The 16,179-nt window shown below is 69.6% G+C and carries 14 protein-coding genes; 9 read left to right on the top strand and 5 right to left on the bottom strand.

Annotated elements, in window-relative coordinates:
- Positions 1–35: 35 nt before the first annotated feature.
- A complete protein-coding gene (locus tag CLV49_RS14270) occupies positions 36–2,438 on the bottom strand; it encodes an ATP-binding cassette domain-containing protein (protein ID WP_106564134.1) in 2,403 nt (800 codons plus the stop codon).
- Between the two features lie 89 nt (positions 2,439–2,527).
- Between CLV49_RS14270 and CLV49_RS14265 the strand changes: the two genes are divergently transcribed.
- Both CLV49_RS14265 and CLV49_RS14260 read left to right on the top strand, forming a co-directional pair.
- Positions 2,528–3,463 (top strand): serine hydrolase domain-containing protein, encoded by a 936-nt coding sequence (locus tag CLV49_RS14265; protein WP_106565126.1) that lies wholly within the window; start codon positions 2,528–2,530, stop codon positions 3,461–3,463.
- Positions 3,460–5,367 carry a DEAD/DEAH box helicase gene (locus CLV49_RS14260; protein ID WP_106564133.1) on the top strand — a complete coding sequence of 636 codons (1,908 nt, stop codon included), beginning with the start codon at positions 3,460–3,462 and terminating at the stop codon, positions 5,365–5,367. Before CLV49_RS14265 ends, CLV49_RS14260 begins: the two co-directional genes overlap by 4 nt.
- Positions 5,368–5,384: 17 nt before the next feature.
- Here CLV49_RS14260 and CLV49_RS14255 read toward each other — a convergent pair whose 3' ends face one another.
- On the bottom strand, positions 5,385–6,197 hold the full coding sequence (locus CLV49_RS14255) for a DUF4184 family protein (protein WP_106564132.1): 813 nt from the start codon (positions 6,195–6,197) through the stop codon (positions 5,385–5,387).
- Between the two features lie 27 nt (positions 6,198–6,224).
- Entirely contained in the window at positions 6,225–6,782 is a 558-nt protein-coding gene (locus tag CLV49_RS14250; RefSeq protein WP_106564131.1) for an MOSC domain-containing protein, read from the bottom strand.
- Between the two features lie 96 nt (positions 6,783–6,878).
- On the opposite strand from CLV49_RS14250, the gene CLV49_RS14245 reads away from it, so the two are divergent.
- The 4 genes from CLV49_RS14245 (at position 6,879) to CLV49_RS14230 (ending at position 10,194) form a co-directional block, all read left to right on the top strand.
- A complete protein-coding gene (locus CLV49_RS14245; RefSeq protein ID WP_106564130.1) occupies positions 6,879–7,958 on the top strand; it encodes a LolA family protein in 1,080 nt (359 codons plus the stop codon).
- A complete protein-coding gene (locus CLV49_RS14240) occupies positions 7,955–8,911 on the top strand; it encodes an ABC transporter ATP-binding protein (protein ID WP_106564129.1) in 957 nt (318 codons plus the stop codon). The genes CLV49_RS14245 and CLV49_RS14240 overlap by 4 nt, the downstream gene beginning before the upstream one ends.
- Positions 8,898–9,809, top strand: a complete 912-nt coding sequence (locus tag CLV49_RS14235) for an ABC transporter permease (protein ID WP_106564128.1) — start codon at positions 8,898–8,900, stop codon at positions 9,807–9,809. The genes CLV49_RS14240 and CLV49_RS14235 overlap by 14 nt, the downstream gene beginning before the upstream one ends.
- 85 nt (positions 9,810–9,894) lie before the next feature.
- Positions 9,895–10,194: a 4a-hydroxytetrahydrobiopterin dehydratase gene (locus CLV49_RS14230; protein WP_106564127.1), complete on the top strand. Its 300-nt coding sequence runs from the start codon at positions 9,895–9,897 to the stop codon at positions 10,192–10,194.
- Between the two features lie 11 nt (positions 10,195–10,205).
- Here the strand turns inward: CLV49_RS14230 and CLV49_RS18640 are convergent, their stop codons facing one another.
- Positions 10,206–10,700, bottom strand: coding sequence for a TetR/AcrR family transcriptional regulator (locus CLV49_RS18640; RefSeq protein ID WP_280524179.1), 495 nt, complete (start codon positions 10,698–10,700; stop codon positions 10,206–10,208).
- A gap of 139 nt (positions 10,701–10,839) precedes the next feature.
- On the opposite strand from CLV49_RS18640, the gene CLV49_RS14220 reads away from it, so the two are divergent.
- The gene (locus tag CLV49_RS14220; protein ID WP_106564125.1) at positions 10,840–11,928 is read left to right on the top strand and encodes an SDR family NAD(P)-dependent oxidoreductase; all 1,089 of its coding nucleotides are present in this window, start codon (positions 10,840–10,842) and stop codon (positions 11,926–11,928) included.
- Positions 11,929–12,063: 135 nt separating this feature from the next.
- Here CLV49_RS14220 and CLV49_RS14215 read toward each other — a convergent pair whose 3' ends face one another.
- Complete coding sequence (locus CLV49_RS14215; RefSeq protein ID WP_208019774.1) at positions 12,064–12,993, bottom strand: aldo/keto reductase; 930 nt, start codon at positions 12,991–12,993, stop codon at positions 12,064–12,066.
- 93 nt (positions 12,994–13,086) lie between these two features.
- Between CLV49_RS14215 and CLV49_RS14210 the strand changes: the two genes are divergently transcribed.
- Both CLV49_RS14210 and CLV49_RS14205 read left to right on the top strand, forming a co-directional pair.
- Positions 13,087–13,779, top strand: a complete 693-nt coding sequence (locus CLV49_RS14210; RefSeq protein ID WP_106564124.1) for a TetR/AcrR family transcriptional regulator — start codon at positions 13,087–13,089, stop codon at positions 13,777–13,779.
- Positions 13,776–16,148 carry a YhgE/Pip domain-containing protein gene (locus CLV49_RS14205; protein WP_106564123.1) on the top strand — a complete coding sequence of 791 codons (2,373 nt, stop codon included), beginning with the start codon at positions 13,776–13,778 and terminating at the stop codon, positions 16,146–16,148. The genes CLV49_RS14210 and CLV49_RS14205 overlap by 4 nt, the downstream gene beginning before the upstream one ends.
- Positions 16,149–16,179: the final 31 nt, after the last annotated feature.

Genomic DNA, 16,179 nt, shown 5'->3' with positions numbered 1-16,179 from the left:
CGACCTGAAGGTTAGAGGCAGCCACTAGGAGCCGGTCAGGCGCCGACGTAGGCCGCGAGGTGCTCCCCCGTGAGGGTGGAGCGCGCGGCGACGAGATCGGCCGGGGTCCCCTCGAAGACGATCGAGCCGCCGTCGTGTCCGGCCCCCGGTCCCACGTCGATGATCCAGTCGGCGTGCGCCATCACCGCCTGGTGGTGCTCGATGACGATGACGGACTTGCCCGAGTCGACGAGGCGGTCGAGGAGCCCGAGGAGGTTCTCCACATCGGCGAGGTGCAGGCCCGTCGTCGGCTCGTCGAGGATATAGACCCCGCCCTTCTCCCCCATGTGCGTCGCGAGCTTGAGCCGTTGACGCTCGCCCCCGGACAGGGTCGTGAGCGGCTGGCCGAGGCTCACGTAGCCGAGGCCGACATCCGCGAGGCGATCGAGGATCGCGTGCGCCGCCGGGGTCTTCGCCTCGCCGTCGGCGAAGAACGGGAGTGCCTCCGACACGGGCATAGCGAGCACCTCGCTGATGTCCTTGCCTCCGAGCGTGAATTCGAGAACGGAGGCCTGGAAGCGCTTGCCTTCGCACACCTCGCACGTGGACGACACGCTCGCCATGACGCCGAGGTCCGTGTAGATCACGCCGTTGCCGTTGCAGTTGGGGCACGCGCCCTCGGAGTTGGCGCTGAAGAGCGCGGGCTTCACGCCGTTGGCCTTCGCGAACGCCTTCCGGATCGGCTCGAGCAGTCCCGTGTAGGTGGCGGGATTGCTGCGGCGAGAGCCCTTGATGGCGCCCTGGTCGATCGAGACGACGCCCTCGCGGCCCGAGATCGAGCCGTGCACGAGCGAGCTCTTCCCCGAGCCCGCCACTCCGGTGACCACGGTCAGGACGCCGAGCGGCACATCGACGTCGACGTCGTGCAGGTTGTTGGCCGACGCCCCGCGCACCTCGATCACGCCAGAGCGTGCTCGTACGGCGTCCTTGAGCGCGGCGCGATCGTCGAGGTGGCGACCGGTGAGGGTGTCGCTCGCGCGCAGTCCGTCGACGGTGCCCTCGAACTGGATCTCGCCACCCGCGGTCCCGGCACGCGGGCCGAGGTCTACCACGTGGTCGGCGATCGCGATCGCCTCCGGCTTGTGCTCCACGACGAGCACCGTGTTTCCCTTGTCGCGGAGGCGCAGCAGCAGCTCGTTCATGCGCTGGATGTCGTGCGGATGCAGTCCGATCGTGGGCTCGTCGAACACGTAGGTCACGTCGGTGAGCGACGAGCCGAGGTGCCGGATCATCTTGGTTCGCTGCGCCTCGCCACCCGACAGGGTGCCGGCCGGGCGATCGAGCGAGAGGTAGCCGAGGCCGATGGAGACGAAGGAGTCGAGTGTGTCGCCGAGTGCCGTGAGCAGCGGCGTGACCGACGGTTCGTCGAGGCCGCGCACCCACGCGGCGAGGTCGCTGATCTGCATCGCGCTCGCCTCCGCGATGTTGACGCCGTCGATGCGCGATGAGCGGGCGCCCTCGTTGAGGCGCGTCCCGTTGCACTCCGGGCAGGTGGTGAAGGTGACGGCGCGATCGACGAACGCGCGGATGTGCGGCTGCATCGCCTCGCGGTCCTTCGAGAGCATCGACTTCTGCACTTTGGGCACGAGGCCCTCGTACGTCATGTTGATGTCGCCCACCTTGACCTTGACGGGCTCCTTGTAGAGGAAGTCGTGCAGCTCCTTCTTCGTGTAGTCACGGATGGGCTTGTCGGCGTCGAGGAAGCCAGAGCCCGTGAAGATCTTCACGTACCAGCCGTCCACGGTGTAGCCGGGGATCGTGAGCGCTCCCTCGCTCAGGGACTTGCTGTCGTCGTAGAGCTGGGTGAGGTCGATGTCGTTGACCCTGCCCATGCCCTCGCAGCGCTGGCACATGCCGCCCGTGATGGAGAACTCGCGCCGCTCCTTCGTGGTGACGCCGCCCTTCTCGAACGTGACGGCGCCGGCGCCCGAGACGGACGCGACGTTGAAGGAGAACGCCTGCGGAGCGCCGACGTGCGGCTGCCCGAGCCGGCTGAAGAGGATGCGCAGAAGCGCCCCCGTGTCGGTCGCGGTGCCCACGGTCGAGCGCACGTTCGCGCCCATGCGCTCCTGGTCGACGATGATCGCGGTCGTGAGCCCCTCGAGCACGTCCACATCCGGACGCGACTGGCTGGGCATGAAGTTCTGCACGAACGAGCTGTAGGTCTCGTTGATCATGCGCTGAGACTCTGCGGCGATGGTCGCGAACACGAGCGAGCTCTTGCCCGATCCGGACACGCCCGTGAACACCGTGAGGCGCCGCTTCGGCAGGTCGATCGAGACGTTCTTGAGGTTGTTCTCGCGAGCACCGACGACGCGGATGAGGTCGTGGGTGTCGGCGGGGTGCGGAGCGCCGACGGAGGCTGCGGCGGGAGCGGAGACTTCGGGCGTCGTCGACATGGTCCGATGGTAGCGACGACAGCGGACAGCGGGGGTCGAGATTCGGACACCCCCTTCGGATGTCGGTGGCCGCTGCGATACTCAGGGACATGACCGCCGCACAGTCCGTCCTCGATCACTTCGTCTCCGCCGTCGAACGGGAGTCGCTCGGCGCATACGGTGTCCACGTGCTCGTCGGCGACGACGAGGCGGGACACCGATGGCGTAGCGACGATCGCGAGAACGTCTACTCCGTGTCGAAGGGCGTGTGCGCGCTCGCGATCGGAATCGCGGTCGATGAGGGCGTGCTCACCCTCGAGACGCGCGTTCCGGAGCTGCTTCCGGAGCTCGAGCTCGGAGACGGTGTGGACGGTGTCACGGTGAGGCACCTGCTCACGATGACGAGCGGCATCGACTTCCAGTGGTTCGGCGACCAGCCGGTGCCCGGCCCCGATCTCGCGCAGGAGATGCTCGGGCGGCCCACGGCCGGGCCCGGCTCCGTGTTCCGGTACAGCGACGCGAGCCCCTACGTGGCGATGCGGATGCTCGCCGCCGCGGTGGGCGACGTGCGCGACTGGCTGCTCCCCCGACTCTTCGAACCCTTGCGCATCGACAATCCGCAGTGGCACCGCTGTCCGCTCGGTTTCATCGTCGGCGGCAGCGGTTTGGAGCTCCGCACGGAGGAGCTCGCCCGCATCGGCCGTGTGCTGCGAGATCGCGGGCAGTGGCAGGGGCGGCAGCTCGTCGATGCGGCGTGGATCGATCGGATGCACACGGAATGGGTCGCCACGGGCTCCGACGGAACCACAGCGCGATACGGTCTCGCCGTCTGGGACGGCCCGGGAGACACCTGGCGCCTCGACGGGCGGTACGGGCAGTACGTCGTCGTCGACGAGGCCCGCCACGCCGTCGTCACGGTGACAGCTCACGAGGAGTCCCGCGACCACCTCCTGGCGGAGGCCGCGGCCACAGCCGTCGTGGACGGAACCGGTCATTCTCCGGCCCGGTCTCAGATTTCGCAAGCACCCGGTACCCTGAAAGGATGACTTCCCCCCACAGCACGACGGATCCGAGCGACGCGGATTCGGGCACGACCGAGGCGGGCACCTCGGGATCGACCACGACCGAATCCCCCGACGCTTCCACGGAGCAGGCTTCCGCTCCCACGGAGCAGGCTGCAGACACCCAGACGTTCACCGACCTCGGTCTCGCCGAACCCGTCCTCAAGGCGGTGAAGGACCTCGGCTACGAGACCCCCTCAGCCATCCAGGCCGCCACCATCCCGCCGCTCCTCGCGGGCCGCGACGTGGTGGGCCTCGCCCAGACCGGAACCGGCAAGACGGCCGCGTTCGCGCTGCCGATCCTCTCGCGCCTCGACACGTCGCAGAAGAAGCCGCAGGCCCTCGTGCTCGCCCCCACGCGCGAGCTCGCGCTGCAGGTGTGCGAGGCGTTCGAGCGCTACGCGACCCACCTCCGCGGCGTGCACGTCCTCCCCGTCTACGGCGGCCAGGCGTACGGCGTGCAGCTCTCCGCGCTCCGTCGCGGCGTGCACGTGGTCGTCGGCACCCCCGGTCGCATCATGGACCACCTCGAGAAGGGCACGCTCGACCTCTCCGAGCTCAAGTACCTCGTGCTCGACGAGGCCGACGAGATGCTCCGGATGGGCTTCGCCGAGGACGTCGAGACGATCCTCGCCGACACCCCCACCGACAAGCAGGTCGCGCTCTTCTCCGCCACGATGCCGTCTCAGATCCGACGCATCTCGCAGAAGTACCTGAACGACCCCGAAGAGATCACCGTCAAGAACAAGACGACGACCTCCTCCAACACCACCCAGCGCTACCTCGTGGTGTCGTATCCGCAGAAGGTCGACGCCCTCACGCGCATCCTCGAGGTGGAGAACTTCGAGGGCATGATCGTCTTCGTCCGCACGAAGAGCGAGACGGAGACGCTCGCCGAGAAGCTGCGCGCCCGCGGCTACACCGCAGCCGCGATCAGCGGCGACGTGGCGCAGGCGCAGCGCGAGCGCACGGTCAACCAGCTCAAGTCCGGGAAGCTCGACATCCTCGTGGCGACCGACGTCGCGGCCCGCGGCCTCGACGTCGACCGCATCAGCCACGTCGTGAACTACGACCTCCCGATCGACACCGAGTCGTACGTGCACCGCATCGGCCGCACGGGTCGCGCGGGCCGCACGGGTGACGCGATCAGCTTCGTCACGCCGCGCGAGCGCCGCATGCTCACGTCGATCGAGAAGGCCACGCGCCAGCCGCTCACGCAGATGCGCCTCCCCACCGCGGAAGACGTCAACGCGACCCGCCTGTCGCGCTTCGACGACCAGATCACCGCGGCACTCGGCCAGACGGAGCGCATCGATCGCTTCCGCGACATCATCGGGCACTACGTCTCCCACCACGACGTGCCGGAGGCCGACGTGGCCGCCGCTCTTGCCGTCGTCGCGCAGGGCGATGAGCCGTTGCTGCTCGACCCGAACCGCGACCGGTCGGAGTCCTTCGTCGAGCAGCGGGAGCGCCCGGACCGCGGCGACCGCGACAGCCGCGGCGGCGACCGCTTCGGCGACCGTGGTGGAGACCGTCCGGAGCGTCGTCAGCGCCCGTCGAGTGGGCCGATGGCCACGTACCGCATCGCGGTGGGTCGCCGTCAGCGCGTCGAACCGCGCCAGATCGTCGGGGCGCTCGCGAACGAGGGTGGGCTCAGCCGCGAGGACTTCGGCATGATCGACATCCGCCCCGACTTCTCGCTCGTGGAGCTGCCGGCGAACATGTCGGAGGAGAAGCTCGCGAAGCTCGCCGAGACGCGCATCAGCGGCAAGCTCATCGAGCTGCGGCCCGACCGCGGGGCGCCCGGCAAGCGCCCGCGCACCGACGGTCCGCGTGGTGGCGGATTCCGCGACCGCGACGACCGCCCGGAGCGCAAGCCGCGCTACTAGGCGGAGCGCACGCGCCGCTACGAGACGGTCGCACCTCCTTGGTCGCGCGTCGGCTCCCCGCCTACGGGGAGCCGACGCGCGATGAGGAGCGATGCGACCGCCGTGCCGGCCGTGACGACGAGGATCGCGGCTCCCGCGCGCGTCCCCGCCGTGAACGCGAACGATCGGAACGCCCCGAAATCCGTCGGAATCCCGGTCTCGACGACAGAGACGACCACGGCGATCGCTCCTGAGAGGAGCACGGCGAGACCGAACGCGACGCGCAGTCGGGGGAACACCGCGACCGTCGATCGAGGTGCGCCGGCGAGGTGGCGTAGCCCGACGATCGCGATGATGACGAGTCCGACGACGGACGACGCGTACTGCAGCCACTGCGTGCCCGGCAGCGGTCCCCACGTCTCGGCGAGGCTCGGTATCAGGACGGAACCGAACCGTCCGGGGTGGGTGAACGCGTCCCACAGCACATGGGTGGCGATGCCGATGGCGAGCGCGACGACGATCGGGAGCACCTCGCGGGGAGCCGGGACCCGCGCCTCCGCCCATGCCGCCGGCAGCCTCGACGCGAATGCGCGCGGGAGGACGCGGGGCGCCGCCGGCCGGAGCAGGAGCCGCCACACGGCGTAGAGAACGACGGCGATCGAGAGCGAGACGAGGACGACACCGGGGAAACCGTGCGTGGCCCCGTAACCGGCGACCCCGGGGAAGAACAGAGGCAGGTCAGGCGTCATCGCCCCCACCGCGACGGCTCCGTGAGGCAGCGGTGAACGGACGAACGGGAGGGCGACAACGGCATGGCTCACGGTGAAGGGCACGGGGTCATTGTCGCGCACGCCCCGGCTCCCTCCAGGGTTTGCGCGTCAGACGGTCCGGAGCGGCTCGTGCGGCTCGGCCGGGAGCTCCACCCGCACGGAGTCGCCCGCGCGCACGGTCCCACCCGCCACCACGACCGACATCACGCCGGTGCGTCGCTCGACCGACCCGTCGTCGTCCGTACGGACGACGGCTTTGAGCAGCCCCTGCTGGAAGCGATCGATCTGGATGCACGGGTTGCGGAGTCCCGTGATCTCGACGGCAGCCTCGTCGCCCAGATGGAGGACCGTCCCGCGGGGAAGGCCGAGGAGATCGATCCCCTCGGTCGTCACGTTCTCCCCGAGGTTCCCGGCCTCGACCGAGTAGCCCTCCTCGGCGAGCTCGTCGAAGAGCTCGCGGTGGATGAGATGCACCTGCCGGAGGTTCGGTTCGTCCTTGTGCCAGCGCTTCCGGGAGAGATGCTGCACCGTCGCGCCGGCGTGCGCGTCGCCCTCGATGCCGAGCCCCTCGACGAGGACCACCTCCGGAACCACGTTCTTGCTGAAATGGTGCCCCCGATCGAGGTTGACGGAGACGACGGTGGCTGCGGAAACGGAAGCGGTCATGGATCGATTCTGCCCGCTCTCCACAGGCGTCCGATCCATCCACGAATACACCCCTGGTCGGATGCGGAACCCAGGTTCGAGTGCGACTCTGGATACATGAACACGTCAGTGAAGCGCTGGGTCCCGTTCGCGTCCGTGCCCCTGATCGCCGTCGCCGCGGCCATCGCCATCCCGATGACGACGAACGCCGCGCAGGACCTGCCGGAGAAGACTCCGCAGCAGCTCCTCGAGTTCGTGGCCGACAGCGACGTCACCGCGTTCTCCGGTGAGTTCACGCAGACCTCCGACCTCGGCCTGCCCGACCTCTCGTCCCTCGGTTCCGGCTCCACCACCGGAGTCGACGGTGACTCGATCATGAGTGCGCTCGTCGAGCTGGCCACCGCGTCGCACGACGCACGCGTCTATGTCGATGCCGATGCGGGGGCGCGCCTGCAGGTCCTCGACCGGCTCGACGAACGCGATGTCATCGCGACGGCGGATGACGGACTGTGGATCTACGACTCCGGCGCGAAGAGCGCCACTCATGTCACGTCGACGGGTGGGTCCGACGATCCCGACTCCACGACACCGTCCGAGATTCCCACGCCGTCGTCGGTGGCCGAGAAGCTCCTCGACTCGCTCGACGACACCACCACCGTCGCCGTCGGATCGAACGGTACCGTCGCCGGCCGCAGCGCCTATGAGCTCGTCCTCACCCCGCGAGCGGACGACTCGCTCGTCGGTGACGTCACGATCTCCATCGACGGTGAGACGGGCATGCCGCTCGGCATCGACGTCACGGCCGACGGAGCGTCCACGCCCGCCTTCAGCGTGGCGTACACGAGCCTCGACCTCTCGACTCCCGACGCCTCGCTCTTCAGCTTCACCCCGCCTGCCGGGACCGACGTCACCGAGAAGGCCATCCCCGCCGACGGTCACTCGGACGGAACGCTGCCCGACGGATCCGGGGCGGAGGGTGAACCCGACGTCACCACGACCGGGAGCGGCTGGAGCACGATCGTCGAACTCGCCGCGGGCGACGCCACCTCTGCACTCGACGGACTCGACACCATCACGACGCCCGTCGACGGCGGACGTGTGATCTCGTCCTCGCTCGTGAACGTGCTCTTCACGGACGACGGTCGGGTGTTCGCCGGAGCGGTGTCCGTCGAGGCCCTGGAGACGGCCGCCGGATGAGCGTGAGTGAGCTCGCCGTGGAGACGCGCGGCCTCACCAAGCGATTCGGGCACCACGAGGCCGTCTCCGACCTCGACCTCGACGTCCCGAGCGGATCCGTCTTCGGGTTCCTGGGGCCGAACGGATCCGGGAAGACCACCACGATCCGCATGCTTCTCGCGCTTGCAGCGCCGAGCGCCGGCACCATCACGATGTTCGGCTCGGAGATGCCCCGGCGGTCTGCCTCGGTCCTCCCCCGCGTCGGCGCCCTCGTGGAGGGTCCCGGTTTCTACCCGTTCCTCTCCGGTTCCGCCAACCTCACCCGGTTCGACGCCGCCGAGCCGGGGACGTCCTCCCGAACCCGGAAGGCACGCGTCGCCGAGGCGCTCGCGCGCGTCGGCCTCTCTGCGGCGGCGCGCAAGAAGGTGGGTTCGTACTCGCTCGGTATGAAGCAGCGCCTCGGGATCGCCGTCGCGCTGCTCTCGCCGCGCGACCTCATCGTGCTCGACGAGCCGACCAACGGCCTCGACCCGCAGGGCACTCGCGAGGTGCGCGCCCTCATCCGCGGGCTGAATGCCGACGGCACGACCGTCCTCGTCTCGAGCCACCTCCTCGCCGAGATCGAGCAGCTCTGCACGCACGCCGCGATCATGCGCACGGGCCGACTCGTGGCCCAGGGTGGGCTGGACGAGCTGCGCGGAGGTTCCGCATCCTTCGAACTCCTCACACCGGATACCCGCGAGGCCCTCGAGGTGCTCGCCCGTGTCGGCCTCGAGGCCTCGACGAGCGAACCGGCACCGGGTTCGGACCTTCCGCGTATCGACGCGACCCTGCCGAAGGGCATGCTGCCAGAGGAGCTCGTCACCGAACTCGTCGCCGCGGACGTCCGCGTCCGAGGCGTGGCCGTGCGGCGTCCATCGCTCGAGGAGCGTTTCGTCGAGCTCACCGGGGAGGGATTCGATGTCGAACGCTGACGTCCCCGGCGAGAACGGTGACTCGAACGCCGGCGTGGCCGAGCGGCCCGCAGTGGAGACACCGACCGCCGGGACACGTGCCGGCGCCCTCCCCAGCCTCGGCGCATTCGTCCTCTCCGAACTCGCGCTGCTCTTCCGGCGACGCCGTACGTGGGCGCTCCTCGGAGCCCTCGCGCTGATCCCGATCCTCCTGGCCGTGGCCGTGCGCATCTCGAGCTCGGGAGGCGGTCCGGCCTTCGTCGGGGACATCGCGGGCAACGGCCTGTTCACCGGTTTCGCCGCCATCACCGTGGCCGTCCCCCTGTTCCTCCCGCTCACGGTCGGAGTGGTCGCCGGTGACACGATCGCCGGTGAGTCCTCCCTCGGCACCCTCCGCTACCTGCTCATCACACCCGTCGGCCGCATCCGGCTCCTCGTCGTCAAGTTCGTCACCAGCCTGGTGTTCTGCGTCGCAGCCGCGCTTACCGTGATGGTCGTGGGACTCCTGATCGGATTCGCCCTCTTCCCGGTCGGAGACGTCACTCTTCTGTCCGGAACGCAGATCCCCCTGATCGAGGGAATCGGACGCGCGCTCCTGATCGCTCTCTACGTGGCCGTCTCCCTCATCGGCCTGTCGGCCATCGGACTCTTCATCTCCACGCTCACCGACGTGCCCGTCGGAGCGATGGCCGCGACCGTCGTTCTGTCGATCACGTCGCAGATCCTCGGCTCGCTCGACCAGCTCTCCGCCATCCACCCCTACCTGTTCACGACCCACTGGTTCGGGTTCGCCGACCTTCTGCGCGACCCGATCTCATGGACGAGCTTCGGGGACAACCTGCTCCTCCAGCTCGGTTACGCGGTGGTGTTCGGCTCCCTCGCGATGGGACGCTTCGTCACGCGCGACGTCCTGTCCTGACGTCCGACTGTCAGCCGGCGCCCCGGGGTCCGAGCGATGGTGTGGGTCGTTGTGTCCTCCGAATACCGGGCGTAGCCTGTCCGCCATGACGGATGCGATCACGGCAGAGGACTTCTCCACGTCGAGCGGTACAGAGGGGTGGGAGGTAGCCGCCGGTGTCGCCTCGCGGACGTTCCGCACGGGATCGTTCGCGGTGGGCGTGGAGTTCGTGGACGCAATCGGTGAACTCGCCGACGAGGCGGACCACCATCCCGACGTCGACCTGCGCTACCCGACCGTCACCGTGCGCCTCACGTCCCACGACGTCGGCGGCCTCAGCCGGCGCGACGTCGAACTTGCGCGACGCATTTCGGAGGCGGCGGCGGAACTCGACATCGGCTCCTAGAGGCTCGCGGCCTACCGGCGTGAGAACGCGCCGCTGAGGAGTGCCCTCGCGCGGGCGGCCACATCGACGCGCTCCGACGACGGCGTCCGCGACAGGAGCCCGGCGAGCATCTCGACGCCGAGCATCACGTCGGCAGCGGTCACACGGTCGTCGAGCCGGCCCGCTCGATACTCATTCGCGGCGACGGTCGCGGCGACCTCCGCGAACCTCTCCCCGATATGGCGGACGCGAGAGTCGTCCCGTTCGGCCACGAGCAGGTCCGAGAGCGCCGTCGATACGGACGCCTGCGCGGACACGAGGGTGAGGAGATCGTCGAGAGTGCTGCCGTCGGCGCCGGCGAGCTGCTCCAGCTCCGTGATGTTCTCCTCGATGACGGCGACCACGAGGGCTACGCGATCGGGGAAATGACGGTAGAGACTGCCCTGGCCGACACCGGCTCGACGCGCGACGGCGCTCAGCGGCGCGGAGACGCCGTCCTCCGCGAAGACCTCACGTGCCGCCGCCACGAGAGCGCGACGATTCTCGGGCCCGGCACTCGGGCCCCTGTTCGCTTTCCGTTCGGAGGGCACGCGTGTAGCCTATACCGGACAGCATTGTCCGGTATGTGCTCATCGTGGGCCCGCCGCCGAGAGGAAGAAGAAGATCATGTCCGCATCCACCGCCGCTCCCCTGTCGGCGAGTTCATCGGTCGGCACCTGGCTCGACCACCCGGTCGGTGGACCGATCCTCCGGGATCTCCTCGCGCAGTCCGGCCAGAGCGCCGACGTCCTGAGACCGGTGCGCCGACTCGCGATCTCGCGACTCGTGAAGCTCAGCAAGGGGTCCTTCCCTCCCGAACTCATCGACGAGCTCGTGCGTCGAGTCGAGGCCGGCCACGCCCCCTCCGAGACCGCAGCTGCCCCCGAAGACTCCGCACCGGCGGCGACGGGACCGACCCAGACCGCACGGGATGACGCACCCATCGAGAGACCCGAGTGGACCGAACGGATCGACGGCGGGCGCTTCGCCGGCAAGACGGTCGTCGTGACCGGCGCCGGGTCCGGCATCGGCCGCGCGACGGCATCCCGCGTCGCGCGAGAGGGCGGGCGGGTCGTCGCCGTCGACATCTCGCAGGAGCGCCTCGACGACCTGGTCGCCTCGCATGCGGGAGCCGACGTCGTGCCGGTCGCGGGTGACATCACCGACGACGCGTCCATCGCGGCGATCGTCGAGGCCGCCGGGGAGCGCATCGATGGGCTCGCGAACGTCGCGGGGATCATGGACGACATGACGCCGGTGGGGGAAGTGAGCGACGCCGTCTGGTCACGCGTGTTCCGCATCAACGTCGACGGAACGATGAAGGTCATGCGGGCGGTCGTGCCCGGGATGCTCGCGAACGGAGCGGGATCGATCGTCAACGTGGCGTCTGAGGCGGCCCTCCGCGGCTCGGCGGCCGGTGCCGCGTACACGGCGTCGAAGCACGCCGTCGTGGGACTCACGAAGAGCAGCGCCTTCATGTACGGTCCGAGCGGCATCCGTGTGAACGCCGTGGCACCGGGCCCGACGATCACGAACATCGAGGCCTCGTTCGCCTCTCCCCTCGGGGCCGAGCGGGTGCGCGCCGGCATGGCCGTCATGCCCGAGGCCGCCGAGAGCGAAGCCCTCGCCGCGTCCATCACGTTCCTCCTGAGCGACGACGGCGTGAACGTCAACGGCGTGGTCCTGGCGTCGGACGGCGGCTGGTCCGCCGCCTGACCCCTCCCTCCCTCCCTCCCTCCCTCCCCACCCCGCCCCGCCCGCCTCACACCAAAAAGATCGCGATACAGCACGGGGTTTCGTGCTGTATCGCGATCTTTTTGGGGTATTGGGAAGGGGTGAGGAGGGGCGGGGTCAGGGGAGGATGTGGCCGGCGGCGGTGAAGAGGCGGTACCACTCGGCGCGCGTGAGGGTCACGTCCGAGCCGGCGGCGGCCTCCTGGACGCGGCCGGGGTTCGTCGTGCCGAGCACGACCTGCATCTTCGCCGGGTGACGCGTGATCCACGCGGTCGCGATGCCCGTCGGCGTCACGCCGTACTGCGCGGCGAGCTCGTCGAGCACGTCGTTGAGGTCCGCGTAGTTCTCACGATCACCGAGGAACACGCCGTCGAAGAACCCCTTCTGGAACGGCGACCAGGCCTGGAGCGTGATCCCGTGGAGCCGCGAATAGTCCAGGATGCCGTTGTCGCGGTCGATCGACTGGTCGAGGCCCGCCATGTTGCTCGCGACCGTCGAGGCGATCATCGGCGCGTGCGTGATGCTCAGCTGCACCTGGTTGAAGGCGAGAGGCTGGCGGACGGAGCGGCGGAGCAGTTCGAGCTGCGCCGGGGTGTGGTTCGACACCCCGAAGGTGCGCACCTTGCCGGCGGCATGGAGCTCGTCGAACGCGTCGGCGACCTCGTCAGGCTCCACGAGGGTGTCGGGACGGTGCAGGAGGAGGACGTCGAGGTGGTCGAGGCGCAGGGCCTCGAGCGACTCGTCGACCGTGCGCAGGATGTGCTCGCGGGAGAAGTCGAACGATCCGTCGCGGATGCCGACCTTGCTCTGGATGATCACGGACTCGCGCTCGGACGGCGAGAAGGACACGGCGTTCCCGAAGCGCCTCTCGGCGCCGTGACGCTCGTCCCCGTAGACGTCGGCGTGGTCGAAGACCGTGATCCCGGCATCGCGGGCGGTCGATACGAGGGTGCGGATCTCCTCGTCGCTCAGCGGGCTGATGCGCATGAGGCCGAGGATCACGTCGGAGGCGGTCAGATTCGTTTGCGGCAGTGCAATTGTCTTCACCTCTTCATTCTGGGTGCCCGATTCGCGGGCACGTGCGGTTGACGTAGATTCTTTACAGTCGTAATATTCTTACGTTCGTAAGAAAGAGGCAGTATGACGATCGAAGACCCGCGCCTGGCCCGCACGCGCGACGCGCTCATCCGCGCGGCCACCGCCGCACTCGACGAGCGCGACCCCGAGACGCTCAACATCACGGAGCTCGTGGCCGCCGCCGGCGTCAGCCGGCCCTCGTTCTATCAGCACTTCGGCGACCTGCCGACGCTCGTGCACGCTGCGGCCCTCACCCGTATGCGCTCGGCCTTCGAGAGCATCGCGACGCCCGACGCCATCGGCGACTCGTGGTCGACCTTCGCGCACCTGACGGTCCGCGAGCTCATCGCCCACTTCGACCACCACTCCGCGTTCTACCTGCGGGCGATCTCCGGTCCGGGTGGTCAGCACTTCGCGGCGAGCGTCATCCGGTTCCTCTCCGAGCGCCTCCGCACCGTGTCGCCGCTCGCGGCGGCGATCGGCGCGACTCCACGTCCCGAGGAACGTGCCGACTTCCTCGCCGCCGGCGTGGTGTGGACGATCACGTCGTGGCTCGCCGTCGACACCGACGACAGGGCCGACGTCGACGAGATGGCCCATCGCGTCGACCTCCTCCTGCTCTCCTCTGCCGGCCAGTCCCCCGCCCAGATCGACGCGATCCTGGCGTCTTCGCCCTCCCTCACCGATCACACGACAGGCCCCGACGATGCGGCCGACCACTCCCCCCTCTTCCCCGCATCGAAGGCCTCCGAATGAGCACTCGCACCACCCCCACCGTCGTGTCTCGACTGCATCCCTCACCCCGCATGGCCGTCGTCCTCTTCGCCATCGCGCTCATCCCACTGATCTACGCCGGCCTCCTCATCTGGTCGAACGAGGACCCCACGCACAACCTCGACAGCGTGCCGGCCGCGATCGTGAACGAGGACGCCGGAGCGGAGAAGCCCGCGGCCCCCGGCTCGGACGACGCAGCGGCGAGCAGCTCGACCGATTCCGACGCGACGGTCTCCCTCGGGGACGACCTCACGGACGAGCTCCTCTCGAACGACGAGAACACCAACTTCGACTGGTCGACGATGTCGGCCTCGGCGGCCGAGAAGAAACTCGCGTCGGGCGACGTCCTCGTCGTCCTCACGATTCCCAAGGACTTCTCGGCGGCCGCGGTCTCGGCCGGCAACGACGATCCGCTCTCCGCACAGAGCGCCACCCTCTCGATCGAGACGAACGACGGCGCCAACGTCATCATCGGATCGGTCGCGAAGAGCGTCGGGACCGCCGTGACGGAATCGGTGGCGTCGCAGGTCTCTGCCGAGTACCTCGACAACGTGTACCTGGGCTTCTCCACCATCCACGATCAGATCGCGGACGCCGCAGACGGGGCCGACGAGGTCGCCGACGGCGCCACGAAGGCCGAGGACGGAGCCGGCGATCTCGTCGTGGGCCTCGGAGACCTCGAGAGCGGCGCGGTCGATCTCTCCTCCGGCGCCTCGACCCTCGCGGCCGGCGCTCACGCAGCCGACGACGGAGCGCAGCAGATCGACGGGGGCCTCACGGAGCTGCAGGGCCGGCTCGCCGGGGTGCCCGACAGCGCCGCGACGCTCGACGCCGGTGCCGAGAAGGTCGCATCGGGAGCCCACGACGTCTCGACGGGCGCAGCGACCCTCGCCACGGGTTCCTCGGCGCTCGCCTCGGGCGCATCCGACCTCGCGACGGGTGCGTCGAGCCTCTCCGACGGGACGGACTCGGCCCTCGCCGGAGCGCAGAGCCTCCAAGGCGGCGCGCACCAGCTCGCGGCCGGTACGGGCCCCCTCGCGACCGGGGCAGGCGACGTGTCGGACGGACTCGACGCTCTCCTCGCGAACTACGCGAACCTCACAGACGCCCAGCGACTGGCCGCGATCACCCGATTGGCGGCTGGCGCAGAACAGGTGAGCCAGGGCGCCGCCTCCGTCGATGACGGTGCGCAGCAGGTCAGCAGCGGCGCCGACGCCCTCGTCGGATCCACGGACGACGGGACGGGCCTCTCGACGCTCTCCGCCGGCGCGACCACCGTCGCAGCGGGCGCGACCACCCTGTCCGACAAGACGTCGGAGCTCGCAACGGGCGCGGGAACCCTCGCCGCTGGCGCAGCCTCCCTCGACGACGGCGCCGCCCAGGTCGCCACCGGGGTCGACTCCGTCTCCGCGAAGCTCGGCGAGCTCGTCTCGGCGGTCGATCGACTCGCCTCGGGAGCGGACTCCCTCGCCGACGGGACCACGCGCGTCGCAGACGGCGCCGACGCCCTCGCGAACGGCGGTTCGGCCCTCTCGGACGGAGCGACGACAGCGAAAGACGGCGCCCAGTCGCTCGACGACGGACTCGTGACGCTCAGCGACGGGTCGACGGAACTCTCCGACGGCCTGTCGAGCGGCGTCGACGACATCCCCAGCTACTCCGACGCCGACGCCGAGCACCTGAGCGACGTCGCGTCGACCCCTGTCGGACTCGATGCGACCCGCTCCAACGAGGTGCCGGCGTACGGCTACGGCCTCGCCCCGTACTTCATGTCGCTGGCCCTCTGGGTGGGCGCGCTCGCCTTCTACCTCATGATGAAGCCGCTCTCGGAGCGCCTCGTCGCCACCCGGCGTCCCGCATGGCTCGTCGCCCTCGGAAGCTACGTGCCCGGTGCCGTGATGGCGCTCGTGCAGAGCGCCGTGATGGTCACCGTCGTGCACCTCGCCCTCGGGATCGAGCCGGCCGACCTGGGACGGCTGTACCTGATCGCGGCCCTCGCGAGCCTCACGTTCGTCGCCATCAATCAGGCCCTCGTCTCCCTGCTCGGAGCCCCTGGGCGTTTCCTCGGCCTCATGCTCGTGGTGCTGCAGCTCTCCTCGGCCGGAGGCACCTACCCGATCCAGACGGCGTCGCCGTTCTTCCAGACCATCCACGGCTGGTTCCCGCTGACGTACGCCGTCGAGGCCTTCCGCTCGCTCATCGCCGGCGGCTCCATCGGCGTCACGCCGGGTATCGGGGTGATGGCGGCGTGGCTCGCCGGGGCACTCCTCGTGACGACGCTCGCCGTCGTGATGGCCCGCCGGAGCGCCGACGTCGATCCGGCGATCGCCGCCCGGCCCGCCCTGGCCTGACGGCCTGGGGTCGCGTGGCCGTCAGGAACGG

Source organism: Labedella gwakjiensis (assembly GCF_003014675.1).
GTDB classification, from domain to species: Bacteria; Actinomycetota; Actinomycetes; order Actinomycetales; family Microbacteriaceae; genus Labedella; species Labedella gwakjiensis.
This window is presented reverse-complemented; position numbering and strand designations above follow the sequence as displayed.

Bases quoted from the DNA above. Each gene is read 5' to 3' on its own strand.
- CLV49_RS14270 (WP_106564134.1), bottom strand. From the start codon at position 2,438: ATGTCGACGACGCCCGAAGTCTCCGCTCCCGCCGCAGCCTCCGTCGGC.
- CLV49_RS14265 (WP_106565126.1), top strand. From the start codon at position 2,528: ATGACCGCCGCACAGTCCGTCCTCGATCACTTCGTCTCCGCCGTCGAA.
- CLV49_RS14260 (WP_106564133.1), top strand. From the start codon at position 3,460: ATGACTTCCCCCCACAGCACGACGGATCCGAGCGACGCGGATTCGGGC.
- CLV49_RS14250 (WP_106564131.1), bottom strand. From the start codon at position 6,782: ATGACCGCTTCCGTTTCCGCAGCCACCGTCGTCTCCGTCAACCTCGAT.
- CLV49_RS14245 (WP_106564130.1), top strand. From the start codon at position 6,879: ATGAACACGTCAGTGAAGCGCTGGGTCCCGTTCGCGTCCGTGCCCCTG.
- CLV49_RS14240 (WP_106564129.1), top strand. From the start codon at position 7,955: ATGAGCGTGAGTGAGCTCGCCGTGGAGACGCGCGGCCTCACCAAGCGA.
- CLV49_RS14235 (WP_106564128.1), top strand. From the start codon at position 8,898: ATGTCGAACGCTGACGTCCCCGGCGAGAACGGTGACTCGAACGCCGGC.
- CLV49_RS14230 (WP_106564127.1), top strand. From the start codon at position 9,895: ATGACGGATGCGATCACGGCAGAGGACTTCTCCACGTCGAGCGGTACA.
- CLV49_RS14220 (WP_106564125.1), top strand. From the start codon at position 10,840: ATGTCCGCATCCACCGCCGCTCCCCTGTCGGCGAGTTCATCGGTCGGC.
- CLV49_RS14210 (WP_106564124.1), top strand. From the start codon at position 13,087: ATGACGATCGAAGACCCGCGCCTGGCCCGCACGCGCGACGCGCTCATC.
- CLV49_RS14205 (WP_106564123.1), top strand. From the start codon at position 13,776: ATGAGCACTCGCACCACCCCCACCGTCGTGTCTCGACTGCATCCCTCA.